Below are 23,797 nucleotides of genomic sequence, written 5' to 3'. Positions count from 1 at the left end.
CGGTGAACGTCTCATCGATCTTCATCCGGCGGCCGATCGGGACGACGCTGCTTGCCCTTGGCATCCTGATCGCCGGCGCGCTGGCCTATCTGCAACTGCCGGTCGCACCGGTGCCGAGCATTCCGATTCCCGCAATCGTCGTCTTCGCTTCCGATCCGGGGGCCTCGCCGGCGATCATGGCGAGCACCGTTGCGGCCCCGCTGGAACACGCGCTGGGCACGATTCCGGGGGTGAACGACATCCGCTCACAGAATTCGGTGGGTTCGACATCGGTCGTGCTGTTGTTCAATCCGGGGCCGGATATCAGCGTCTATGCCCACGCAGTACAGGCCGCGATCAACGCCGCGCTGCCCAACCTGCCCGCCTCGATGCCACGGCGGCCCTATTACAAGGAATTCAATCCGGCGTCGCGCCCGGTGATGTCGCTGGCACTGACCTCGGACACGATGAGCCTAGCGCAGATCTATAACGTTGCCGACACGGTGCTGGACCAGAGGCTGGCGCAGGTACCCGGGGTGGCGCAGGTCGGCATCTATGGCGGCGGATCGCCGGCCGTCAGGATCCGGCTGAACACACAGGCACTCGCCGCGGCCGGACTGACCAGCGCCGATGTCTACAACGCAGTACGCAGCGCCAATGTCACACAGCCGCTCGGCGTGATCGAAGGACCGCACCGAGCCTGGACGCTGGTTGCCAACGGACAGCTCACCAGCGCAACGCAATATCGCGACATCGTGCTCAAATCGGCGTCGGGCGCGCTGCTACGACTATCGGACGTGGCTTCCGTGATCGACGGCGTTGCCAACACGCAGCTTGCCGCGAGCGCGAACGGCAAGCCGGCGATCACCATCGAGATCACCAAGACCGCCGACGCCAACGTGATCAAGACGGTCGAGGGCGTGAGGAAACTGCTGCCAGACATCCGCACCTGGCTGCCGCCGTCGGTGAAGCTGTCGATCCTGAACGACCGCACGACAACCATCCGCGCGAGTGTGGCCGACATCCAGATCACGCTGCTGATCACCATCCTGCTCGTGCTCGCGGTGGTCACGCTGTTCATGCGCCGCATGACGCCGACCATCGCCGCCGGTGTCACGGTGCCGCTCTCGCTGGCCGGGACCGTGGGCGTGATGTGGGCACTGGGTTTCACGCTCGACAATTTTTCCCTGCTGGCGCTGACCATCTGCGTGGGCTTCGTGGTCGATGACGCGATCGTGATGATCGAGAATATTGTGACACAGCATGAGCGAGGCCTGAGCGGCATCGAGGCGGCTCTGGTTGGAGCGCGGCAAATCGGTTTCACCGTCATCTCGATCACGATCTCGCTCGTCGTCGTGTTCCTCCCGCTCACGCTGATGGGCGGTGTCATCGGCGACCTGTTCTACGAGTTCGCGATGACGCTTTCGGTGGCCATCCTGATCTCGGGCGCAATCTCGCTCACGGTCACGCCGATGGTTTGCGGGCATTTCATGGGGCGGACTCCGAAAGTGGGGCGTGACTCGCGGATCGCGCGTGGGATCGACCGGCTCTACCGGCGCAGCCTCGATGCCTACGCGCGCAGCCTAGACTGGGCGCTCGCGCATCGCTGGCTGATGCTGGCGAGCTTCGCGCTCACCGTAGCCCTGACCATCTTCCTCTACATCAAGGTACCCAAGGCGTTCATTCCCGAGCAGGATTCGGGGCTGATCATCAGCCATACGATGGCACCGTCAGACGTGTCATTCTCGCGGATGAAACGGCTGGAAGCGCGCGTTGTTGCTGCGATCCTGAAAAATCCCGCCGTGGATACGGTGAGTTCGCGCATCGGCGTCGCCAACGGATTCTCCACCGCCAATCGCGGTCAGATGTTCATCCAGCTCAAGCCGCTATCCGAGCGCACGGCGTCGGCACAGGAGGTCGTGCGCCAGCTTCAAGCGCGACTCGCGCGGATTCCGGGAATCACCACGTTCATGTTTGTGGCGCAGGACCTGTTTTTTGGAGGACAGTCGAATGGCGGAGAATACAGCTTCTCGGTCGTCGATCCCTCTCTTGCGGGATTGGATCAGGTTACAACAGAGATCGAACGGAAGCTGCGCACGCTAAAGCAGGTCGACAATATCTCGACCGATCAGAACAAGGCACAGACCCAGATCACGGTCGAAATAGACCGCAACGCGGCTGCGCGTCTCGGCGTCTCGATTGCGGCGATCGACGGCGTGCTGCAGAACGCCTTCGCGCAGCAGCAGATTTCTCGGATTTACGAGGCCGAGAACCAGTATTCAGTGATCCTGAAGGTGCCGGAGGGATTGGATCGCTCACCCGTCGATCTCCAGCATATCTATGTCGCCGGCACGAAAGGGCCGCTGCCGCTTTCGGCTGTCGCGCATTATGTCCGGGCGACGGCACCGCTCTCCGTCACGCATCTCGACGGCTTGCCAGCCGGGACGATCAGCTTCAATGTCGCAAAGGGAACATCTCTCGGGCAGGCGATCACCGCGGTGAAACAGGCCATTGCCTCACTTCCGCTGCCCGCTTCCGTGAAGATCAGTTTTGGCGGTAACGCGCGTTATTTCATGAAGTCGGTGAGCGACGAGCCGCTCCTGATCCTCGCGGCGCTGATCGCGATCTACATCGTGCTAGGCGTACTCTATGAAAGCCTCGTCCAGCCGCTGACCATTCTCTCCACGCTGCCGTCAGCCGGCGTTGGCGCCCTGCTCGCCTTGCTGGTGACCGGCACACCGCTCTCGGTCATCGGCATTATCGGCATTTTCCTGCTGATGGGGATCGTCAAGAAGAATGGCATCATGCTGGTCGATTTCGCGCTGAATGCCGAGCGTGAGCATGACATGACGCCGGCCGAGGCGATCCGCGCCGCCTGCCTCGAACGCTTCCGGCCCATCATGATGACGTCACTTGCCGCCGCCCTCGGGGCGCTGCCCCTCGCCTTCGCAGTCGGCACGGGCGAACAGCTCCGCCGGCCACTCGGTATCGCGGTGATCGGCGGACTAATCGTTTGCCAGGCATTGACGCTCTACACCACGCCCGTGATCTATCTAGCGCTGACCGGGTTCGGCCGCCGCCGGGCCCGAAGGCTGGCGACCCTGCCGGCGGAATGAGCGTTATCTAACGCGACGTCAGGGACCGATAGAGAGCCGCATAGTTTCGCGCTGGCTCGGTCCAGGAAACGTCGAGCGCCATCGCGTTGCGCTGCATACTGCTCCACTTGTCGGGATCCGCATATAGTGCCGCGGTGCGTCGGAGGCCGTCCGAGAGGCCGGCCTCGCTTACAGGCCCGAACTGGATTCCCGTGGCGACACCGGCGGATATGGCGACGGGATTGGCGTCGATCACGGTGTCGACCAGGCCGCCGACCAGCGAGACCACGGGAATTGCGCCATAGCGCTGGGCCGCCAGTTGCGTAAGGCCGCAGGGCTCGAACCGTGACGGCACGAGAATCGCGTCGGCACCGCCCTGAATGAGATGCGAGAGCGATTCCTCGAAGCCGATGATCGCGGCAACGCGGCCCGGCCGAGCCGCTACCGCCTCGCGCAGCGAAGCCTCGATCCCGGTTTCGCCAGTACCTAGCACCGCGAGCTGCGCCCCCAGCGCGTCGAGAACGGGCAGGGCTTCGATGATCAGGTCGATCCCCTTCTGCCCGGCCAGGCGGCTGACCACGCCGAACAGCAGCGCGCGCGGATCCGGCGCGAGGCCCATCCGCGCCTGTACTGCGCGCTTGTTCACCGCCCGCGCAGCAAGATTTGCGACATCATAACGCGCGGCAAGATGTTCATCGGTAGCAGGATTCCACGTTGCCGTATCGAGGCCATTGAGAATGCCATGCACTGCGCTGCCACGCTTGCGAAGCAACCCGTCGAGCCCCATGCCGCCATCCTGCGTCGCGATCTCGGTGGCATAGCGGGGCGAGACGGTGGTGATGGCGTCGGCGAATTGCAGACCGGCCTTGAGGAAGCCGATGCCGCCGAAATATTCCACACCGTCGATGACGAAGGCGCTGGCCGGCAGACCGAGCGCGCCGAGAAGATGGGCAGGAAACCAGCCCTGAAATGCAAGGTTGTGAACGGTGAATACGCAGGGCGGCGCGGCATGACCTTCATAATGAAGATAGGCGGGCACGAGACCGGCCTGCCAATCATGCGCATGGAGCAGATCGGGCACGAAGCCACCGACGGCACCGCGGGCGAGGAGCGCGCCCGCCCGGCAAAGCGCCGCGAAGCGCTGCGCGTTGTCGGACCAATCGGCGCCGTTCGAGGCGATGTAGGGATTTCCCGGGCGCGCATAGAGATGCGGTGCATCCAGCACGAAGAGATCGTGCCTGCCGGCGGCCGCGGCGCGAATCTCCGCTGCACCGCCGAAGAGGTCGGGAATCCGCAGGACGGATTCCGCGCGATCGAGCGCGGCGGTGACGGCTGGATAGCCCGGCACCAGCGACCGCACCGTGATTCCTTCGGACGACAGGGCCGCCGGGAGCGCGCCCATCACGTCGGCGAGGCCGCCGGTCTTGACGAGCGGGTAGATTTCCGATCCGACCGAGAGGACGCGCATGATCAGGCGGTCATCAGCCGGTCGAGCATCGGCTGGGTGATCAGACACACCCCCTGCGCGGTGCGGCGGAACCGCCGCGCGTCGTCCTCGGGATCCTCTCCCACGACCAGCCCTTCCGGAATCCGCACGCCGCGATCGATCACCACATTGGCAAGCCGAGCATGGCGGCCGATATCGGCACCCGGCAGGATCACCGCGTCACTGACCTGCGAGAAGGAATTCACGCGTACTCCGGTGAATAGCAGCGAGCGGCGCAGCGACGCCCCGGAGACAATGCAGCCGCCGGAGACGAGCGACGATACCGCCTGGCCGCGCCGGCCCTCCTCATCATGGATGAATTTCGCGGGCGGCGTGCCTTCGGTGTGGGTCCAGATCGGCCAGGTGCGGTCATAGATGTCGAGCGCAGGCACGAAATCGGTCAGGTCGATGTTGGCCTCCCAATAAGCATCGATCGTGCCGACATCGCGCCAGTAGGGCTCCGGCTCCTGCGCCGAACGGACGCAGGAACGCGCAAAGTGATGTGCACAGGCGCGGCCTTCGCGCACCAGCGCCGGGATGATGTCACCGCCGAAGTCATGTTTCGAATGGGGATCATCGGCATCGCGTCGCAGCACGTCGAACAGGAAGTCCCGCTGGAAGACATAGATACCCATGCTCGCCAGCGCGACTCCCTCGCGACCCGGAATCGGCGGCGGGTTCGCCGGCTTTTCGAGAAAGTCGATGATGCGGTCGGATTCGTCGACATGCATGACGCCGAAGCCCCGGGCGTCGGCAAGCAGGACTTCCACGCAAGCGATGGTGACATCTGCCTGCTGGGCAACATGCTGCTGGAGCAACACCTCATAGTCCATCTTGTAGATGTGGTCGCCGGCGAGGATGATGATGTATTCAGGCCCGATGCTTTCGATGATGTCGATGTTCTGGTAGACGGCGTCGGCGGTGCCGAGATACCAGTTCTGTTCGGAAATCCGCTGGCTGGCGGGGAGGATATCGAAACTCTCGTTGCGCTCGCGTCGGAAGAACGCCCAGCCGAGCTGAAGATGACGAATGAGGCTGTGGGCCTTGTATTGAGTGGCGACGCCGATATGGCGGATGCCGGAATTCAGGGCATTGGAGAGAGCGAAATCAATGATGCGCCACTTGCCGCCGAACTGCACCGCCGGCTTGGCTCGCCGGTCGGTCAGTTCGTGAAGACGTGAGCCACGGCCGCCGGCAAGCACATAAGCCATGGCGCTGCGCGACAGCGGTGTGGTCCGTTCGGTGCGTCCGTTCATTGTTTTTCCTCCCTCATGCCGCCGGGACGTCTGGCGGACTTGTTTCAGTTGTATCGGCTCATCTCTCCAAGCCTGTTACATGCCAAATCTTTTCCGCGTATTCGCCGATCGCACGATCGGACGAAAACGGCCCCATGCCCGCCGTATTGAGCACCGCGGCACGCCACCAGGCGTCGCGATCGCGCCATAGCGCGGCGACGCGGCGCTGGGCCTCGGCATAGGAATCGAAGTCGGCGGTGACAAGGAAGCGGTCGGTACGGCGCAACTCGTCGACGATCGGGGCGAAGCGTGTATCCTCGCCGGGTGAGAAGGTGCCGCGACCGATCGCCTCGATTGCGCCGGCCAGCGCGGGCGAGGCGACGATCGAGCATTCCGGATGCCAGCCGTCGAGCCGGCGCACAACAACCTCTGCTGCGGTAAGGCCGAAGATGAAGATATTGTCAGCGCCCACGTGATCGCGGATCTCGATATTCGCTCCGTCGAGCGTGCCGATGGTGAGCGCGCCGTTCAACGCGAATTTCATGTTGCCGGTGCCGGAAGCTTCCATGCCGGCCGTCGAGATCTGCTCGGACAGATCGGCGGCGGGAATGATGATCTCGGCGAGACTGACATTGAAGTTCGGCAGGAATACGACCTTGAGCAAGTCGCTGGTGACCGGATCATTATTGATCACGCTCGCGACGTCGTTGATCAGCCTGATGATCAGCCGCGCCTGCGCGTAGCTCGCCGCGGCCTTGCCGGCGAAGATCTTCACACGCGGCACCCACCCCGCCGCGGGTCGGGCGCGGATCGCCTGCCAGAGCGACACCGCTTCGAGAATGTTGAGCAGTTGCCGTTTATACTCGTGAAGGCGCTTGACGTGGACATCGAACAGCGCGTCGGGATCCAGGCCGATACCGAGTTGCTCGCCGACCAGGTTCGAGAGCGCCACCTTGTTGGCGCGCCGGCAGGCGATGAGCCGGGCGCGGAGACCGGGATCGCCGGCCAGCCCGCGCAGACCGGCAAGGACCGAGGGATCGTCGAGGACGGCGTCGCCAAGCACATCGACCAGCAGGCCGGTCAGTCGCGGATTGGCCTCGAACAGCCAGCGGCGAAAGGTGATTCCGTTGGTGACGTTGGTGATCCGGTCGGGATGGAGCACGTGCAGGTCGTGAAAGACGGTCTCGCGCATCAGGCCGGTGTGCAGCGCGGAGACGCCGTTGACACGGTGCGAGCCGACAAAGGCAAGCGTGCCCATACGCACGCGGCGGCCCTGGGTCTCGTCGATCATGGACAGGCTTGCCTGCAGCGAGTCCGAAGCCTCCCCCTTCGCGCGGGCCGCTTCGAGATGGTCGGCATTGAGTCGGTAGATGATCTGCATGTGTCGCGGCAGCAGACGCTCCATCAGCGCGACTGGCCAGGTCTCCAACGCCTCGGGCAGCAGCGTGTGGTTGGTGTAGGAAAAGCAGCCACAGGTGATGCGCCAGGCTTCATTCCAGGCGGTTCCGTGCCGGTCGACAAGCAGGCGCATCATCTCGGCGATCGCGATCGCGGGGTGGGTGTCGTTGAGCTGGATCGCCGCCATGTCCGGCAGTCGGGAGAGATCGTAGCCTTCGGCGAGATGGCGGCGGAGGATGTCATGCAGTGAGGCAGCGGAAAAAAAATATTCCTGGCGGAGCCTGAGTTCCTGGCCAGCCGGCGTCGTATCCGACGGGTAGAGGACACGCGAGACTGATCGCGCCCGCACGTCGTCGGCGACGGCGCCGAGGTAGTCGCCAGCGTTGAAGGCGTCGAGTCGCAGCGGCGCGACGGCCCGCGCGGACCAGAGGCGAAGCCGGTTCGCATGCCGTGCCCGCCAGCCGATGACCGGCGTATCATGGGCAACGGCACGCACGAGTTCGGCGGGATGCCAGACGCAGCGGGTGGCACCATCATCGTCGCCAACCTGCTCGACATGGCCACCGAAGCCGATATCGCAGTCCCGCTCCGGCCGGCGGATTTCCCAGGGATTGCCGGCGGCGAGCCAGTCTTCCGGTAATTCGACCTGAACGCCGTTGCGGATCTCCTGACGGAACAATCCGTTCTCGTATCGGATTCCATAACCGCAGGTCGGGATCGCAAGACTGGCCGCACTCTCCATGAAACAGGCGGCGAGCCGACCGAGCCCGCCATTACCGAGGGCAGCATCGGGCTCGGCGGCTCGGACGCGCTCGAAATCTGCACCGAGTTCGCCAAGGGCCGCGCGCGTCAGGCCGGTCATGTCGAGATTGGTCAGGGTGTCCACCAGCAAGCGGCCGACCAGGAACTCAAGTGAGAGATAATAGACGCGCTTGTGCCCGGCCACGCGGGTGAGATCGTCCGAATCGAGGGCGTGCGCAACCACGCGGTCGCGCAGGGCAAGAGCGAGCGCCTCGAACCAGTCGCGATCGCTGGCCGTGCGTTGGTCCCTGCCAAGGGCATAGACCAGCTTCGCAAGAATTGCGTCCCGCCAGTCGGCAACGGAACGGATGGGAGCGAGCGCCAGCGGAACGGCAGGGCCCGGCGCGCGGCCGGATGCGGGAAGATCGGAGTGATCCCGCGTAGACACGTTACTCATCGGGAGCGCCTCTGTTTCCGGTTTTCATGTATGGCGCACTTCCCGATCTGTGGGGTCGGATACCGAGCGCCATCAGTCTGAAAGAGCGAGTATCCTGATCCGGTCAGATGAGGTCATTCGATCGGATTATGTACTAGCGTGGCACGAAACCCGCTCAGCCTGCAATCTGCATGTTCCGCACATGCTCCAGCGGCCAGCGCGGCCGGCAGCGCACGCCGAGCGGATCGGCGGCGTCGCCAGCGCGCAGGCGCTCGATCGCCGCCCAGGCGACCATGACCGCATTGTCGGTGCAGAGGCGGAGCGGCGGTGCGGCGAGGGGAAGGGCCTGCGCCGGCGGCAATATCGGCCAGCGCGGCGCGCACCGCCTTGTTGGCGGCGACCCCGCCGGCGACGACCACCGCTGTCGCGCCGGGCAGCATCGCCAGGGCATGGCGCAGCCGATCGGCCAGGGCCGCGACCACCGCGCTCTGGAAGGCGAAGGCGAGATCGGCTGCGAAATCGCGCGGCAGACCGCCTTCCGGCTGCCGGGCGACAAGTTGAGCAACGGCGGTCTTCAGGCCGGAGAAGGAAAAGTCGCAGCCGGGCCGGCCAAGCATCGGCCGCGGCAGGTCGAATCGGCCGCCCTGCCCTTCGGCGGCAAGACGCTCCAGCGCCGGGCCGCCGGGATAGGGCAGGCCAAGCAGTTTCGCGACCTTGTCGAAGGCCTCGCCGGCCGCATCGTCCAGCGTGGTGCCAAGCCGGCGATAGCGTCCGACCCCCTCCACCGCGATGAGCGCCGTGTGCCCGCCGGAGACAAGCAGCAACAGATAGGGGAAGTTCGGCGGGTTGCCGCCGGTGTCCGGCAGACGCGCGGTGAGCGCATGGGCTTCGAGATGGTTGATCGCGATGAACGGCACGTCGGCTGCCAGCGCCATCCCTCTGGCCGTATTGGCGCCGACGATAAGGCCGCCGATCAGGCCTGGGCCGGCCGTGGCGGCAATCGCGACAAGGCCGGACGGCGTGGTGCCGGTCGCCGCCAGCGCGCGGTGGATCATGTCCGGCAGCAATGCGAGATGGGCGCGCGCGGCAATTTCCGGCACCACGCCGCCGAAGGGCGCGTGGTCGGCGATCTGGCTGGCGACGAACTCCGCACGGATCCGCCCCGCGCCGTCGAGCACGGCGCAGGCTGTTTCGTCGCACGAACTCTCGATACCGAGGATCAGCGAGTCGTGGCCCAACGCGTCGCCGCTTGCGGCTTTTCTTTCCATCGCGATCCTTTTAAGCAGTGAAGATGCACCAGGAAAGCTCGTCGGGCAGCAAAGTCGCCCCCCATTCCGGCCGCCGGCTGCCGCTACGAGTCGGCACACGCGGGTCGCCGCTAGCCCTCCGGCAGACCGACATGTTCCTCGCGGCGCTGCGCGAGATCTGCCCGGCCCTCGGTTTCGCGCCGGATGCCTTCGCGCCCGAGATCATCAGCACGACCGGTGACCGGGTGACCGACCGCCCCCTCGCCGAAATCGGTGGCAAGGGGCTGTTCGCCAAGGAAATCCATGAGGCGCTGCTCGACGGGCGGATCGACTTCGCAGTGCACAGCCTCAAGGATCTCGAGACCGCATTGCCGGACGGCATCATCCTCGCCTGCACGATGAAGCGCGAGGACGCCCGCGACGCGCTGATCCTTGCCGACGGGCTCGGGCCGGTGAACGACGGCGATATCTGGTCGAGCCTGCCGAAGGGCGCGCGGGTCGGGACCTCGTCGGTGCGGCGGCAGGCGCAACTGCTGCATGCCCGGCCCGACCTACAGATCGGCCTGCTGCGCGGCAATGTCCGCACCAGGCTGGATGCGGCACGTATCGGCACGTTCGATGCAACCTTGCTCGCTCTCGCCGGGCTGCGGCGGCTTGGATTCGAAGAGGAGGTGGCCGCAGCCATCGACCCGGAAGCGATGGTGCCAGCCGCCTGCCAGGGGATTGTCGGGATTACCGTGCGGGCGGCAGACAGCCGGCTCGCCGAACTGCTCGCGGCGATCGAGAATCACGAGGCGAAGGCAGTCTCCAAGGCAGAGCGGGCATTGCTCGCTGCGCTTGACGGTTCCTGCCGCACGCCGATCGGCGGACATGCACGGCTGCTGCCGGATGGCAATCTGCACCTGACAGGGCTCACAGCGCGTCCGGATGGCAGTTTCCTGCTGAAGCGCAGCGAGGTGGCGAACGCCGCCGATGCAGCGCGACTGGGGGCGGAACTCGGTGCCTCGCTGCGGCGCGACAGCCCGGCCGACATCTTTCTTGACTGACACCGGTGCGACAGAGCCGCTCACCGTCCTGGTGACGCGCCCCGAACCGGGCGGCAGCGCCACCGCCGCCGCCCTCCGCGCGGCAGGATATGTGCCGGTTCTCGCACCCTGTCTTGAGATCGAACCATTGCCGGGGGCTTTGCCGACGCTGGTGGATGGAATCGTGATCGCCAGCACCCAGGCGCTGCCCGGCCTGCCACCGGCACTGCGGGCCGTGCCGCTGTTCGCGGTGGGTGATGCCACCGCCGCCCGCGCGCGGGCAGCCGGGTTCATCGACGTCGCGAGTGCCGCCGGAACGGCACGGGAACTGGCGGCGCTGTTGGGTGAGCGGCTCGCTCCCGGCGCACGGCTGCTGCTGGCCTGTGGTGCGGGGCACAGCATGGATCTCGCTGCTGATCTTCGCGGCCGCGGCTTCCGGGTGACACGTCGGGTGGTGTACCGCTCGCGCCCGGCCCGGCAGCTCGACGCGGCAGCCCAGGCGGCGCTGGAGGCAGGCGTAATCGACCGGGTGATGGTATTCTCACCAGCCAGCGCGCGGCGTTTCGTGACCCTCATCACCGAGGCGGGGCTCGACGGGGCGCTGGCCGGGGCGATTGCCGTGGCAATCAGTCCGGCGGCTGCGGCCCCGCTCACGCGCCTGCCCTTCCGCGACATCCGCAGCGCGGTTTCGCCCGATCAGGATCACATGATAACGATACTGGCATGACCGAGCACGACCCGAACCAGACCCCGACCGCTCCCTCCGCCACCGGCGAACCGGCGCTAGCCGCCGCGCCAGAGCCTCAGGCTGCCGACCCCGCGACCGCACAGGCCGCGACGGACGTGCCCCGGCACAGGCGCACGGCGCTCGGCCTCGTGACCGTCGCCATTCTCGCGCTTGCTGTCGGCGAGGTCTTTCTGCTTCGCGCCCAGTTCGACGCGGCGGGGCAATCAGCCCGGATCGCGCAGCTGTCAACCCGGATCGGCGCGCTGCGAAATCGGGTGGCATCGCTGGAGCAGAAACTGACCACTGTTGCCGCGGAGGCGAAAAAGCCAGTGCCCGCCGAACCGGCGCCCGCCCTGCCCGCCGATCTCGCAGCGCGGATCGGCAAGATCGAGTCCAGCATCGCAGCGCTGTCGACCACCACCCTCGCCGATCACGCCGCGGTGACGCGGCTGCGGCAGCAGAGCGGCGACCTGCCCGCACTCGCGGCAAAGGCGAAGACCCTGGCTCTGATCGCGCAGGCGAGCCTGAACCTGCAGAACGGACTGCCGCTCGGCAATATTCCCGGCGCACCGGCTGCCCTCGCCGCCTACGCCACCGCAAAGCCACCGACGCTTGCCGGGCTGAAGGCAAGCTTCCCGACCTATGCGGAAGCCGCCACACACGCTGCCGGTGACGCCGCGCCGCAAGGCGGGTTCTGGCAGAGGACGAAAGCGCGGGTGGAAAGCCTCGTCACCGTGCGGCATGGCGACAAGGTCCTGATCGGCAGCCTGGCCGAGGGCATTCTCGGCAAGGCGCAGGCCGCGCTTGGACGGGATGATCTGAAGGCAACCCTCGCTGTCCTCGCGAAACTTCCGCCGGACGCAGCCACGGCAATGAAGCCTTGGACCGAAAAAGCCAGCGGGCTTCTTGCGGCGCGAACGGCGCTTGCCGGAATGGCGGAGAAGGCCTGATGCTGCGCGCTTTCCGCTTCGCCCTCGTCGCGATCACCCTGCTGGGCATCGCCTGGTTTCTTGCCGGCCTGCAAGGGCATGTGACTGTCGAGATCGGGACCTATGCCGCCACCGCATCGACGCCGGTGGCTATCCTGCTGCTGGTTCTGCTGATTGTTGTCGTTGTCCTGGTACTTGGCTTGCTGCGCGGGGCACTCAGCCTGCCCAGGCGGATATCGGTGAGGCGCGGCCGCGCGCGGCGTGATGCCGCCGATTCCGCCGCGCTGCGCGCGCTTTCGGCGCTCGCAGCGGGCGACACCGAAGCTGCCGCCGGCCATGCGCGAACCGCACGGCGGCATGCACCAGAGGCGCCGCTCACGCTTTATGTGAGCGCCGAAACGGCGCGACAGGCGGGCGACGCTGCGGGGGCCGAGGCGCTGTTCTCCAACCTGGCGAAACATGGCGATGCCGGATTCCTCGGTTGGCGCGGCCTGCTGACCGCACGCCCACTGCCCCAGGATGACCCAGACAGGCTGGCGCGCTCGGCAGAACAGGCCCGCCAGGCGGCGGCATCTTATCCTAATTCGGCGTGGTTGCGCGAGCAGCGGGTGCGGATCGCGCTGGGACAGGGACGGTTCAGCGAGGCGGCGCGGCTGGCGACCGATCCGGCGGCGCGCGCGGCGCTGGCTATCATGGCCTCACGCGAGGTGGCTGGCGAACCGCTGGCGATCGACTGGGCGCGGGACGCCGTGCGCTTGGCACCGGGCCTGCCGGAAGCGCATCTCGCACTTTTCGAGGCGCGTGCGAAGGCTGGCCAGGCCTGGCGGGCAAAGCGGGCGCTGAAGCGGGGCTGGCGGATCGCGCCGCATCCCGACCTTGCCGATGCCTGGCTGGCGGCGCTGACATCGCCGCTGGAACGGGCGACGGCAGCGGCCAAACTCGCCGAACTCAACCCCGGGCATCCGGAGAGCGAGGCGTTACTGGCGCGCACGGCCCGCGCTGCGAACCTGGTCGGCGAGGCCGAACGGCACGAACGGCACGGCGGCGGCAAAGGCGTATGGGTCTGCGCGACCTGCGACACCGAACACGAGGCGTGGCAGCCGACCTGCCGCAAATGTGGGGCAATCGGTTCGCTCGGCTGGTTGCGCCGGACGAATCCCGAGTCTACGCCCCGCCTGTTGCCGGCACCGCAACCGGCGGCCTGACAATCCGCCGGCGGCGCAGGAACCGGCGCTCGATGCCGTAGTGCAGCATAGCGGCCAGGATGATCGACCCAGCCACCGTCGCCCCGCCCCAGCAGAGCCCGAACAGGAGGGGGCTGCCGGATAGAATCGGGCCAAGCGCCAAGGCGAGCGCGCGGCCGACAGGTTCGTTCACCAGATAGAGTGGATAGGAAATCAGCCCAAGCCAAAGCACGGGCGGCGATCCGAGACATCGCGCCAGTAGCCTGAACGGCCGCCATGCGGGTACGCGCTGGGCGGCAACCGCAATCGCCCAGGCAAGAGGCGGCAAGAGCTTGGCAAGCCGCCCCCAACCCGCGCCGTGACTGGCGCCGAGTGCCATCGTCATGATGAGCATGATCACGAACAACCTCCACGCCCCTACCCGATCGCCGGACCAGAACCGCGAGGCAGCGACGCCGAGCGCGAAATAGGCGGCTTCGTTCGGCAGAAAGGCCCTGCTGAACCGCCAGGGAGCCGGGATACAGGCGGCATAGATCCGGGCAAGAACGGCCAGTCCGATGAGAGCCAGCGAAAGACGCACAAGGGTGCCATCGCGACCATCGCACCGGAGAGCGACAAGCGCGATTACCGCATAGAACTGCCATTCGGTCGAAAGGCTCCAGGCCGGGCCGAGGAGGGCGAAGGGGCCGTCCGGCAGCAAGCGGTGCGGCAACGCCCCGTGCAGGAAGACCAGATGAGCCAGTATCTCGAAGACAGGGTGCTGCGGCGGGCCAGCCGGCCAGATATCGGCCGCCGGGTCGCCGGGCGCGAGCCATGGCATGGTTGCGAAAGGCGAGCCCCCCTTGAGCATCAACAGAGTCGAGCCGACCAGTACAATCATATAGACGGGCAGAAGCCGGCGTGCGCGGGCGACGAGGAACGATCCCGGGCGGCGACCGAACCGGGTCATGGACTGCACGATCACCAGCCCGGACAGGGCAAAGAACAGGTCGACCGCAGCGAGACCGTGGCTCACAAGCCCTTGCGCAGCCCACATGGCCAGCGGCGGCAATGGCAGGAACGGTACCAGATGGCCGACCAGCACATATATCGCGAGAACGCCGCGCAATCCGTCAAGCCGGATCAGCCGGCCTATTGCAGAACCTTCCTCCCGCGCCACCATGGCGCGGAGAATATCACAACTTCAAATTGTATTGAACAGAATATTACAATCGGCGACGACCGAGCAGGGCATGATAGGCAACGAGTATGATCACCGCGCCGACGACCGAGACGAACAGGCTGTAGAGAAAGCCGCCACCGGGCGCGAAGCCAAGCGCAAGGAAAATCTGGCCGCCGACTAGCGCGCCGACGATGCCGAGTACGATATCGAGGATCGGTCCCTTGCCGCCGTTATCGACGATCTGGCTGGCGATCCAGCCCGCGATCAGGCCAAGAATGATAAAACCTATCAGGTGCATTCCCCGAATCCCTCTTTCGTTCGTGAGACAAGAGATGGGGGACCGCCTCAGTGCGGACAAGGCCGCCTGTCAGCCCAGGTCGCCGGAGACGGGCTGAAGCCGGCGCGCCTCGATGCCCTGCCAGGCAAGCAGGACGGGTACAGCGATCAGAAGGTCGCGCGCGCGCCGCAGCAGCGAGACCGAAAGCGCAATGTCGGGCGGAATGCCGAATACGGCGCCGAGCAATGTATAGGCCGCCTCCTGCACGCCGAGTCGGCCGGGAACGAAGAAGCCGGTGGACAGGATCGCGTGCAGAAGTGCCTCGATCGCCAGGGCATCGCGGAGCGAGATATTCTGGCCCAGCGCGCGAAAGGCGACGAAGGAGGCGACGCCGGTGCCGAACCAGCACAGAAGGTGCATCGCGCCGGCGGCGATGAGCCGCCCGCGGCGGGCATAGATCGTATCGAGCGCGGATTGCAGGCGCTGGATCCCGATCGAGGCGGCATCGGCCGATTGCCCGGCGATCCGCATCGCCAGGCCACTGAAAAGGCGGCTCATCCCCTTCTGCATCAGCAGGAAGGACAGGCCGGCGACCAGCGCCATGGCGAGGCCGATGCTCATCGGCAGCACCAGAGCGCTGTCCGGCACCAAGGCTACCAGCAGAATCACGCCGATGCCGACGAAGACGAGTTCGGCAAGGAATTCGAGAGTTACGTCGGCCAGCGTCGAGGCCGCCGCGTCGGCGAAGGCGACCCCACCCAGGGCGATGGCCCGGCCGCCGATCACGAACCCGCCGACATGCGAGAAGGGCAGAAATTCACCGGCCGAGTCGCGCACCATCCGGCCCCAGTAGAGCAGGAGGAAGCTTCCGCCATAGCGGCGGCGCAGCAAAAGCCGCCAGGCCAACGCGAGTCCGGCGATGATCACCATCTGCACGCCGAGATAGGCGATGAAGCCGGGCAGGCTGATCCGTTCGAGCGCGCGAATCACATCGCCCCAGCCGAGCCATGCGATCGTGCCGGTGAAGAGGAGGAGTCCGACCAGCGCGAACACGGCCGGCCAGATGCCGAGACGGCGGATCACGACACGGCGCTCAGCAAGGAGAGACGGGCAGGATAAGATCCCAACACTTGATTTCACTCACTCCGCAAGCCGGAAAAAGGGCGCGGCCTGACACCACTGGTTCGCCCTTAGCAGATCGCGCGGGTCCGGGGTATTGCCATCGCCGGGGGGCCTGCACTTTGCCTCGGCGCCGGCAATCAAGTATGCCCTCGGCAGGATTTTTCCATGGCAGGCATGAGCAGCGATTCTTCTTCTCCGCTCGAGACGGTTGCGCGCCCCATCGCCGACGACCGGCCGGTTCTTGTCACCGGCGCGACCGGCTTCGTCGGCGCCGCCGTGGCCCGAGCGCTGGTCCGGCACGGTTTCAGGCTGCGGCTGATGCACCGCGCTTCGAGCGACATGCGCAATCTCGCGCAACTGCCCGGCGAGCGGGTGGTCGGTGACCTCACCGATCCAAACTCGTTGGCGCAAGCGGTCGAGGGCTGCTCGCACATCTTTCACGTGGCCGCCGATTATCGTCTCTACGTGCCCGATCCGGCGGCGATGCGGGCGGTGAATATCGACGGCACCATTGCCCTGTTCCGCGCGGCACAGGCGGACGGGGCGTGCCGGATGGTCTATACCAGCAGCGTCGCCGCTCTCGGCCTGACTCATGATGGCAGCCCGGCCGACGAGGCGACGCCGCATGCGGCGGCGGATCATGTCGGCCCCTACAAGCGGTCGAAATACGAGGCCGAGTTGGCGGTGAAGAAGCTTGTCGCCGAGGGGTTGGATATCGTCATCGTCAATCCGGCCGCCCCGGTTGGACCAGGCGACATCAAGCCGACGCCGACCGGCCGCATGGTGCTGGACGCCGCTCGCGGCCATATGCCGGCCTATGTCGAGACCGGCATGAACATCGTGCATGTGGATGACGTCGCCGAGGGTCATGTGCTTGCTCTGACGCGGGGACGGCGCGGCGAGAGCTATATTCTCGGTGGCGAGAATCTCATGCTCTCCGAAATCGGGCGAATGATCACACGGCTGGCCGGCAAGCCGCCGCCACGGGTAAAATTGCCGATCGGCCCGCTGATGCCGGTTGCGGCGCTCATGGAAGCCTGGGCGCGGATCTCGGGCCATGAGCCGCTGATGACGCGCGACATGCTGACCATGGCGCGAAAGCGGATGTTCTATTCTTCGGAGAAGGCCGTTCGGGAACTCGGCTATCATGCCCGCCCGGCAGAGGAAGCGATGCGCGATGCGCTCGCCGATTTCTGCCGCCGCGGCCTGCTGCCGAGCCTCGCCTTCGAGCCGGATGGAGCGACCGCATGACCCTGCTTGCCCTGCTCGCGCTGCTGGCTTGGATCTACCTATATCTGCTGCACGGCCAGTTCTGGCAGAGCGGCCCGGAACTCGCCCCGGCGCGGCCGGCAACCGCGGTTCCGGTGGACATCATCGTGCCGGCGCGCGACGAGGCGGAAACGATCGGGGCGGTCGTGCAATCGCTGCTGGCTCAGGATTATGCCGGGCCGTTCCGGGTGATCCTGGTCGACGATGGCAGTACGGATCGCACAGGCGACATCGCGATCCGGGCGGCGAACGGCGATCCGCGCTTTGCCCTGCTGCGCGGCGGCGACAAGCCAGCCGGCTGGTCGGGCAAACTCTGGGCATTGGAGCAGGGAGTCGCGCACGGCGCGGCGCCAGTGCTGCTGTTCACCGATGCCGATATTGTTCACGATCCGCGGCATCTGGCGACGCTGGCCGCGAGGTTGGTGACACCGGAGCGCGGCGCGCGGCTCGACATGGTTTCGGAAATGGTGCGTCTGAACTGCGAAAGCGCCGCCGAGCGCGCGCTGGTGCCGGCTTTCGTCTACTTCTTCCAGATGCTCTACCCGTTCGCCCGCGTGAACGATCCGCTCGACGGCACCGCCGCGGCGGCCGGCGGCACGGTGCTGATCCGGCGCGAGGCGCTGGAGCGGGCTGGCGGGCTCGCGGCGATGCACGGCGCGCTGATCGACGACGTCACGCTGGCCGGCCGGGTCAAGCGCGGCGGCGCCGTGTTCCTCGGGCATTCCGGCCTCGCTCGCTCGATCCGCCCCTATCCGCGGCTTGCCGACATCAGGGCGATGATCTCGCGCACTGCCTTTACCCAGCTGCATTATTCCGGGCTGCTGCTCGCGCTCACGCTGGCTGGGCTGGCGGTCGTCTGGCTGGTGCCGCCGCTTGCCCTCGTTTTCGGGCATGAAGTCGCGGCCTTGTGCGGGCTGATTGCCTCGCTGCTCGCGGTGCTGAGCTATCAGCCGACGCTGCGGCGCTACGGACGCGGCTGGTATTGGGGGCTGGCACTACCGCTGATCGCGCTTGTCTATATGGAGGCGACGTTGGCCTCCGCACTGCGCTATTGGCGTGGCACAGGGGCTGCCTGGAAAAGCCGCGATTATGGAGCCGACGCATGAGTGCCGCCGCGAGCATCGAACACGCTTCTGGCAAGGACCGCGGTGACGAGAATTTCCCGGTCGGCTCTTGGCTGATTCGCGCCGGGCTGCGCCGGCACGTGCATGCCTATTACGCGTTCGCGCGCAATGCCGACGACATCGCCGATCATCCCGATCTTGCTCCGGCGGAAAAGATCGCCCGCCTCGATGCAATGGAAGCGGTGCTGGACGGCGACGATCCGACGCGTTCGCCTTCGGCGGCACGGCTTCGCGAGAGCCTGGCGGAGACCAACGTCGATCCGGTCCATGCGCGCGAATTGCTCGTTGCCTTCCGGCAGGATGCGACCAAGACACGCTATGCGAGTTGGGACGAGTTGATGCGCTATTGTCGCTATTCGGCGGCGCCGGTCGGACGTTACGTGCTCGATCTGCACGGCGAGAGCCGCCAGAGTTGGCCTGCCTCCGACGCGCTGTGCGCCAGCCTGCAGGTGCTCAACCACCTTCAGGATTGCGCGAAGGATTTCGACACCCTCGACCGGTCCTACATCCCCGGTGACTGGTTGCAGGCGGTCGGGCTCGGGCCGGACGCCGTCACCGCGAAGGCGACTCCCCCGGCACTGCGCTCGGTGTTCGATGCGATGCTGAAAAGGACGGCGGAGTTAAACGCGAAGGCGGCGCGTCTTCCGGGATTCGTGGTCGCCCGCGGGTTGCGGGTGGAGACGGCGATCATCGTTGGCCTCGCCCGCCGGCTGCACCGCCGCCTACTGCGGGAGGATCCGCTGGCCGGGCGCGTGAAGCTGCGCCGTAACGACGCCATCAGCGCCGTACTCGCCGGCCTTCCACGCCTGCTCTGATGTTCATTCCCGCCAACGCCGCGCGCTTCGCCGATGACGCCGCAACCGTCGCCGCCGCGACGCGCGCCGCCGGCACGTCCTTCTATCGCGGCATGAGTGTTCTCCCTGCGCCGCGCCGCACCGCGATGTATGCAATCTACACGTTCTGCCGGATCGTGGACGATATCGCCGACGAAGAGGCGCCGCTTGCGGCGAAGCGCGAAGGGCTCGATGCCTGGCGCCGGCGGATCGACGCGCTGCCCGAAGGCGGTGATGACCCGGTCACCCGCCTGCTGCGCGATGCCTCGCTGCGCTACGCGCTGCGGCGGGAGGATTTCCACGCGATCATCGACGGGATGGAGATGGATGCCGGCGCACCGATCATCGCGCCGGACATGGCCACGCTCGATCTTTATTGCGACCGCGTGGCCTCGGCAGTGGGCCGGCTGTCGATCCGGGTGTTCGGCGAGGTTTCGGCACAGGGCGACAGGGTGGCACATCATCTCGGCCGGGCGTTGCAACTCACCAACATCCTGCGCGATGTCGGCGAGGATGCGGCGCGGGGGCGAATATATCTCCCGCGCGAGGCGCTGGAGGCTGCCGATGCTGCTGCCAATCCGGCAACGCTGCTGGCCGATCCGGGACTGAAGCGGGCAATGGCCGAGATCGCCGGGCTGGCCGAGCAACATTTCGCCGAGGCCGACGCCGCGATGCGCGGCTGCGACCGCCGCGCCGTGCTGCCGGCACGAATGATGGCGGATGCCTATCGGCCGTTGCTGGGGGTGATGCGCGCGGCGGGTTTCGCCCATCCCGAGCGCCGGCCCAGCCTGCCAGCCTGGCGCAAGTTGCGCCTTGCCGCCGAGCTTCTCATCCGGACCGACCGGCACCGATGACCCGCGTGCATGTGATCGGCGCCGGCATGGCCGGGCTGTCCGCCGCGACAACCCTCGCCGCGCGGGGGCGCCGGGTGGTGCTGTACGAGGCGGCGAAATGGGCCGGTGGGCGCTGCCGCTCCTATCACGACGCCGCACTTGGCTGCCGCATCGACAATGGCAACCACCTTCTGCTGTCAGGCAACCGCAGCACGATGGCCTATCTGCGGCGGATCGGCGCCGAGGAAACGCTGACCGGGCCGAGCCACCCGCTTTTTCCGTTCATCGACCTTATTTCCGGCGATGCCTGGACACTGCGGCTCAACCGCGGCATGCTGCCTTGGTGGGTGCTGCGCCGGGATTGGCGCGTGCCTGGCACTGACGCGCTGGACTATCTCGCGCTGCGCCGGCTCGAACGCGCGGCGGTAACAGACACAGTGGCCGGGATTCTCGGCGGATTGGGCACATTGTATGACAGGCTGCTCGAACCGCTGGCGATCGCGGCGCTCAACACGAAACCGGAGACGGCCTCCGCTGCGCCGCTGGCCGCGGTCGTTCGGGAAAGTCTCGCGCGCGGAGGCGCCGCGACCATACCGCGTATGCCGAAGATCGGGCTTTCGGAGAGCCTTGTCGATCCCGCCCTCGCCTTTCTGCGCGCAAGCGGGGCCGAATTGCGCTTCGGTGCGCGGATCGCCGGACTGACGATGACCGATGCGCGGGTGACCGGCTTGGTCGGCCCCAATGTCGATGAGATCGTCGGGTCCGACGAACGGGTCATCTTGGCCACTCCACCCTGGGTCGCGGCCGAACTGCTGCCCGGCCTCACCGTGCCCGACGCTCACGAGGCGATCATCAACCTGCATTTCCGTGCCGGCATCGATCCGGGGCCGGCCGGCTTCTACGGCCTGATCGGCGGTACCGCCGAATGGGTGTTCGAGAAACCCGAAGTGGTCTCCGTGACCATCAGCGCGGCGAATGACCGTCTCGAGCAGGAGACCGATCGCCTTGCCGCCGAAGTGTGGTCCGATCTGCGCCGTGGTTTCGGTCTGCCACGCGCCATGCCTCCGTGGCGCGTTGTGAAGGAGAAGCGTGCAACCTTCGCTGCGACACCGGAACAGCTTGCGCGCCGACCGGGCTCAAGCACCCGGCTCGTCAACCTGCGCCTCGCCGGGGACTATACCGCGACCGGCCTGCCCTCGACCATTGAAGGGGCGATCCGATCAGGCGAATCTGCAGCGCAGCATATCTGACGCCATAACTTTCGACATCGCAAAAACTCGAAATCAGATTGCCCGTTGGCCTCTTCCACGCATTGGGCCAACGCCTCATTTCTGGCGGAAAATCAGACATCTGGAACAATCTCGATGCCTTCTTGCAACCTTCAAATTTCCTGCCGCCAGGTTTGGCAAATCTGCAACACTCTTCATTAGTTGCTCGCCAGCCGACGCAATTCTGTCATTTACACTTGACCCACGTGCCTGCACCCGGAAAAACTGCCCAAAATATGTAAGAGTCATGCGGCGCTCGGCTCGGGTGCCGTCAACTGGGAGGCAACTGAACGGCGACATGCTGGGTTTTTGCGTGGCCGGAGAGTCGATCGGGATTTCAGGGCGAAGGCGTGGGGCGCACGCGATCGAGGCGAACCGGCGGATCATCGAGAAATTGCTGGAGCGCGAGGGCTATGCCGCCCATCGCCGCCGCACTGCCGCTCATCTCGGAGACGACGATCTCGACATCTCTATAGATAGCCGCAAGCGCATTGGCTTCCAGCGTCTCCATCGCCGCGGGCAGCAGGAACGGCGCGAGCTGCGCGAGGCTGCCGCCGAGCACGATACGGCGCGGACTGATAATGTTGATCAGGTTCGCCAGGGCGAGCCCGAGATGACGTCCGGCCTCGGCGAGCACGGCGCGTGCCACGGGGTCGCCAGCCTCGCAGGCCTTGCGGACGGAAGCGACATCTCTCGCCCCGTGGCCTCGGGCGGCGAGATCGCTCAGGATTGCCTTTTCGGATACATAGGCTTCGAAGCAGCCCTGACCACCGCAACCACAGGCACGTCCGCCGGGCACAATCTTCATGTGGCCGATTTCGCCAGCCAGTCCATGAGGGCCGCGGTAAAGCTCACCCATCAAATAGAGCCCGCCGCCGATGCCCGAACGACCCATCACGTAAACGAAATCGGCTATGTCGCGGCTTGCTCCGAAGAGGTGCTCCGCCAAGGCTGCCGCCTTCACGTCGTTCTCGACGCGGACCGGCACCTTCAGTTTCTGGGCGAGATTTTCGGCGACATCGAGATCACGCCACCCGATATTGGGCGCGAAGACGATACGCCCGCCGGTCGAGACGAGCGCTGGCATGGCGACTCCCGCGGCAAGAAGCGTGGCGCGCGTGGCGCGCAACGAGCGCAAGGCCGCGGTAACGCCGCTGCGGGCGGCGGCGATTGCAGCCTCTGGCGCCGTGCTGCCGGGCACCGCGAGATCGGCGCAGGCGGTACCGTCGATGGTCGAGATCACGATGCGGATGGCGTCCGGTTCGACGCTGATACCCGCGAGATATCCGGCTCGCGGATCAAGGCTCAGCGCCGTGGTTGGCCGCCCGGCTCGGCCGGTCGGCGCATCAGTGTCGCGCCGAACAATGCCGCCCGATTCAAGATTGTTGATGATGATCGAAATGGTCGCAGGATCGATACCGGAAATCTGCGAAAGCTTCTGCTGCGAGATGCCTGGATTCTGGCGGATCATGTGGAACAGCCGCGCCGAATTGATGCGCCGCACCAGGGCAGAATTCACGCGCGCGCGGGTCATCCGCGCCCCCTCGCCGGCCGAATCATCGCGCCGTCCGAGCCGCGACGCCACCGATATGAATCTTTCTTGACATTGAAAACGCTCCTCTCTAGTGGTTTCTTAAAGAGTAAAAATAATTCGTGCAAGCGAGCTCGGGGCAGCGCGGCACAGAAATCAAACGGGGACGGAACAATGCCGACGTCGGCGACTGAAGCACATCATCCAGTTTGCACAATTTCGCGCGCGACGCAGTTTCCGCGCGTCTTCCACGTGGCGTGGCCCGGCGCGGTCAATGCCCCCGTCTACCCGTTGCAGATGGCGAAGCAGCGGGCAGGATCTGCGCGCAAGGCGCGGATTTCGCCAGCAAAAAAGTCTTTCAACATGGAGGTTCAACCATAATGCGAAACATTAGCAACCAGGCGGGCGACGTCCCGGCCCGGTCTGCGACGCGGAAGCTGCGCCGCGCAGCATGCGCCGCAGGCGTGATCAGCCTTTTCGGCCTCGCACCGCTCGCGCACGCGCAGAGCCTGGGCGACGCACTGCGGCAGACCACCTTCCAGGGCATGATCGGGGCGATTCACTTCGATTATGCAAATAATGGTCACACTTCGAAGAGCACTCACTCCTTCGCGATCGGCGGGCATCTGATTGCCCACACCGGATCGTTCAACGGGTTCAGTGTTGGCCTTGGCGGTTACACGGCGCAGTCGCTCGGCCTCTACAGCAAGAACGACACACACTACGACGGCGAACTGACCGGTTCGTATTTTGGCATCCAGTCGTTCCGGCAGGCGTATCTACAGTATCAGACGCCGAAAGTGGAAATCCGTTTCGGCCGTCAGCTGATCCAGACGCCCTACGCCAATCAGGACTACTACACGTTCAACCCGCGCGCCTTCATGGGCGTTGCCGGC

At 66.0% G+C, this 23,797-nt stretch carries 17 protein-coding genes and 2 pseudogenes; 11 read left to right on the top strand and 8 right to left on the bottom strand.

Annotation, left to right across the window (positions count from 1 at the left end; genetic code table 11):
- The first annotated feature begins 2 nt into the window (after positions 1-2).
- The gene (locus APM_RS16950; protein ID WP_007424619.1) at positions 3-3,095 is read left to right on the top strand and encodes an efflux RND transporter permease subunit; all 3,093 of its coding nucleotides are present in this window, start codon (positions 3-5) and stop codon (positions 3,093-3,095) included.
- Between the two features lie 7 nt (positions 3,096-3,102).
- Here APM_RS16950 and glgA read toward each other — a convergent pair whose 3' ends face one another.
- From glgA to tsaD, 4 genes and pseudogenes are all read right to left on the bottom strand, one after another.
- Positions 3,103-4,542 carry a glycogen synthase GlgA gene (glgA, locus tag APM_RS16945; protein ID WP_007424618.1) on the bottom strand — a complete coding sequence of 480 codons (1,440 nt, stop codon included), beginning with the start codon at positions 4,540-4,542 and terminating at the stop codon, positions 3,103-3,105.
- A 2-nt stretch (positions 4,543-4,544) separates the two neighbouring features.
- A complete protein-coding gene (gene glgC, locus APM_RS16940) occupies positions 4,545-5,816 on the bottom strand; it encodes a glucose-1-phosphate adenylyltransferase (protein ID WP_007424617.1) in 1,272 nt (423 codons plus the stop codon).
- A gap of 58 nt (positions 5,817-5,874) precedes the next feature.
- Positions 5,875-8,391, bottom strand: a complete 2,517-nt coding sequence (locus APM_RS16935; RefSeq protein ID WP_039889107.1) for a glycogen/starch/alpha-glucan phosphorylase — start codon at positions 8,389-8,391, stop codon at positions 5,875-5,877.
- Between the two features lie 154 nt (positions 8,392-8,545).
- Positions 8,546-9,638 (bottom strand): annotated as a pseudogene (gene tsaD / locus APM_RS16930) (tRNA (adenosine(37)-N6)-threonylcarbamoyltransferase complex transferase subunit TsaD).
- A gap of 23 nt (positions 9,639-9,661) precedes the next feature.
- Here tsaD and hemC point away from each other — a divergent pair.
- The 4 genes from hemC to APM_RS16910 are packed head-to-tail and all read left to right on the top strand — an operon-like array spanning position 9,662 to position 13,503.
- Positions 9,662-10,663, top strand: a complete 1,002-nt coding sequence (gene hemC / locus APM_RS16925; RefSeq protein WP_035186576.1) for a hydroxymethylbilane synthase — start codon at positions 9,662-9,664, stop codon at positions 10,661-10,663.
- On the top strand, positions 10,656-11,369 hold the full coding sequence (locus APM_RS16920) for a uroporphyrinogen-III synthase (protein WP_007424613.1): 714 nt from the start codon (positions 10,656-10,658) through the stop codon (positions 11,367-11,369). Before hemC ends, APM_RS16920 begins: the two co-directional genes overlap by 8 nt.
- The gene (locus tag APM_RS16915; RefSeq protein ID WP_007424612.1) at positions 11,366-12,319 is read left to right on the top strand and encodes a COG4223 family protein; all 954 of its coding nucleotides are present in this window, start codon (positions 11,366-11,368) and stop codon (positions 12,317-12,319) included. Before APM_RS16920 ends, APM_RS16915 begins: the two co-directional genes overlap by 4 nt.
- Entirely contained in the window at positions 12,319-13,503 is a 1,185-nt protein-coding gene (locus APM_RS16910; RefSeq protein ID WP_007424611.1) for a heme biosynthesis HemY N-terminal domain-containing protein, read from the top strand. The genes APM_RS16915 and APM_RS16910 overlap by 1 nt, the downstream gene beginning before the upstream one ends.
- On the opposite strand, the gene APM_RS16905 is transcribed toward APM_RS16910, so the two are convergent.
- The 3 genes from APM_RS16905 to APM_RS16895 all read right to left on the bottom strand — a co-directional run bounded on the left by APM_RS16905 (position 13,463) and on the right by APM_RS16895 (position 16,004).
- Complete coding sequence (locus APM_RS16905; RefSeq protein ID WP_011941296.1) at positions 13,463-14,644, bottom strand: acyltransferase; 1,182 nt, start codon at positions 14,642-14,644, stop codon at positions 13,463-13,465. The genes APM_RS16910 and APM_RS16905 overlap by 41 nt on opposite strands.
- Before the next feature lie 43 nt (positions 14,645-14,687).
- On the bottom strand, positions 14,688-14,942 hold the full coding sequence (locus APM_RS16900) for a GlsB/YeaQ/YmgE family stress response membrane protein (protein WP_007424610.1): 255 nt from the start codon (positions 14,940-14,942) through the stop codon (positions 14,688-14,690).
- 69 nt (positions 14,943-15,011) lie between these two features.
- Positions 15,012-16,004: a lysylphosphatidylglycerol synthase domain-containing protein gene (locus tag APM_RS16895; RefSeq protein ID WP_007424609.1), complete on the bottom strand. Its 993-nt coding sequence runs from the start codon at positions 16,002-16,004 to the stop codon at positions 15,012-15,014.
- A 213-nt stretch (positions 16,005-16,217) separates the two neighbouring features.
- Here APM_RS16895 and hpnA point away from each other — a divergent pair, with 213 nt between their 5' ends.
- From hpnA to hpnE, 5 genes are read left to right on the top strand one after another with little or no spacing between them, the layout of a single operon-like run.
- Positions 16,218-17,294: a hopanoid-associated sugar epimerase gene (hpnA, locus tag APM_RS16890; RefSeq protein WP_050807223.1), complete on the top strand. Its 1,077-nt coding sequence runs from the start codon at positions 16,218-16,220 to the stop codon at positions 17,292-17,294.
- Complete coding sequence (locus APM_RS16885; protein ID WP_007424607.1) at positions 17,291-18,418, top strand: glycosyltransferase; 1,128 nt, start codon at positions 17,291-17,293, stop codon at positions 18,416-18,418. Before hpnA ends, APM_RS16885 begins: the two co-directional genes overlap by 4 nt.
- Complete coding sequence (gene hpnC, locus APM_RS16880; RefSeq protein WP_007424606.1) at positions 18,415-19,251, top strand: squalene synthase HpnC; 837 nt, start codon at positions 18,415-18,417, stop codon at positions 19,249-19,251. The genes APM_RS16885 and hpnC overlap by 4 nt, the downstream gene beginning before the upstream one ends.
- Complete coding sequence (gene hpnD, locus APM_RS16875) at positions 19,251-20,123, top strand: presqualene diphosphate synthase HpnD (RefSeq protein ID WP_007424605.1); 873 nt, start codon at positions 19,251-19,253, stop codon at positions 20,121-20,123. The genes hpnC and hpnD overlap by 1 nt, the downstream gene beginning before the upstream one ends.
- Complete coding sequence (gene hpnE, locus APM_RS16870) at positions 20,120-21,352, top strand: hydroxysqualene dehydroxylase HpnE (RefSeq protein WP_007424604.1); 1,233 nt, start codon at positions 20,120-20,122, stop codon at positions 21,350-21,352. The genes hpnD and hpnE overlap by 4 nt, the downstream gene beginning before the upstream one ends.
- 355 nt (positions 21,353-21,707) lie before the next feature.
- Here the strand turns inward: hpnE and APM_RS16865 are convergent, their stop codons facing one another.
- Positions 21,708-22,955, bottom strand: a complete 1,248-nt coding sequence (locus APM_RS16865; RefSeq protein ID WP_007424602.1) for an ROK family transcriptional regulator — start codon at positions 22,953-22,955, stop codon at positions 21,708-21,710.
- A 326-nt stretch (positions 22,956-23,281) separates the two neighbouring features.
- Between APM_RS16865 and APM_RS16860 the strand changes: the two are divergent.
- Positions 23,282-23,797 (top strand): annotated as a pseudogene (locus tag APM_RS16860) (hypothetical protein); the annotation flags it as partial.

Origin of the sequence: Acidiphilium sp. PM (genome assembly GCF_000219295.1) — a bacterium.
GTDB lineage: Bacteria > Pseudomonadota > Alphaproteobacteria > Acetobacterales > Acetobacteraceae > Acidiphilium > Acidiphilium multivorum.
This window is presented reverse-complemented; position numbering and strand designations above follow the sequence as displayed.

Excerpts from the sequence above, each read along its gene's own strand:
- APM_RS16935 (WP_039889107.1), bottom strand. The coding sequence starts at position 8,391 with ATGAGTAACGTGTCTACGCGGGATCACTCCGATCTTCCCGCATCCGGC.
- APM_RS16915 (WP_007424612.1), top strand. The coding sequence starts at position 11,366 with ATGACCGAGCACGACCCGAACCAGACCCCGACCGCTCCCTCCGCCACC.
- hpnC (WP_007424606.1), top strand. The coding sequence starts at position 18,415 with ATGAGTGCCGCCGCGAGCATCGAACACGCTTCTGGCAAGGACCGCGGT.
- glgC (WP_007424617.1), bottom strand. The coding sequence starts at position 5,816 with ATGAACGGACGCACCGAACGGACCACACCGCTGTCGCGCAGCGCCATG.
- glgA (WP_007424618.1), bottom strand. The coding sequence starts at position 4,542 with ATGCGCGTCCTCTCGGTCGGATCGGAAATCTACCCGCTCGTCAAGACC.
- hpnA (WP_050807223.1), top strand. The coding sequence starts at position 16,218 with ATGAGCAGCGATTCTTCTTCTCCGCTCGAGACGGTTGCGCGCCCCATC.
- APM_RS16905 (WP_011941296.1), bottom strand. The coding sequence starts at position 14,644 with ATGGTGGCGCGGGAGGAAGGTTCTGCAATAGGCCGGCTGATCCGGCTT.
- APM_RS16885 (WP_007424607.1), top strand. The coding sequence starts at position 17,291 with ATGACCCTGCTTGCCCTGCTCGCGCTGCTGGCTTGGATCTACCTATAT.
- hpnD (WP_007424605.1), top strand. The coding sequence starts at position 19,251 with ATGTTCATTCCCGCCAACGCCGCGCGCTTCGCCGATGACGCCGCAACC.
- APM_RS16910 (WP_007424611.1), top strand. The coding sequence starts at position 12,319 with ATGCTGCGCGCTTTCCGCTTCGCCCTCGTCGCGATCACCCTGCTGGGC.
- hemC (WP_035186576.1), top strand. The coding sequence starts at position 9,662 with ATGCACCAGGAAAGCTCGTCGGGCAGCAAAGTCGCCCCCCATTCCGGC.
- APM_RS16900 (WP_007424610.1), bottom strand. The coding sequence starts at position 14,942 with ATGCACCTGATAGGTTTTATCATTCTTGGCCTGATCGCGGGCTGGATC.
- hpnE (WP_007424604.1), top strand. The coding sequence starts at position 20,120 with ATGACCCGCGTGCATGTGATCGGCGCCGGCATGGCCGGGCTGTCCGCC.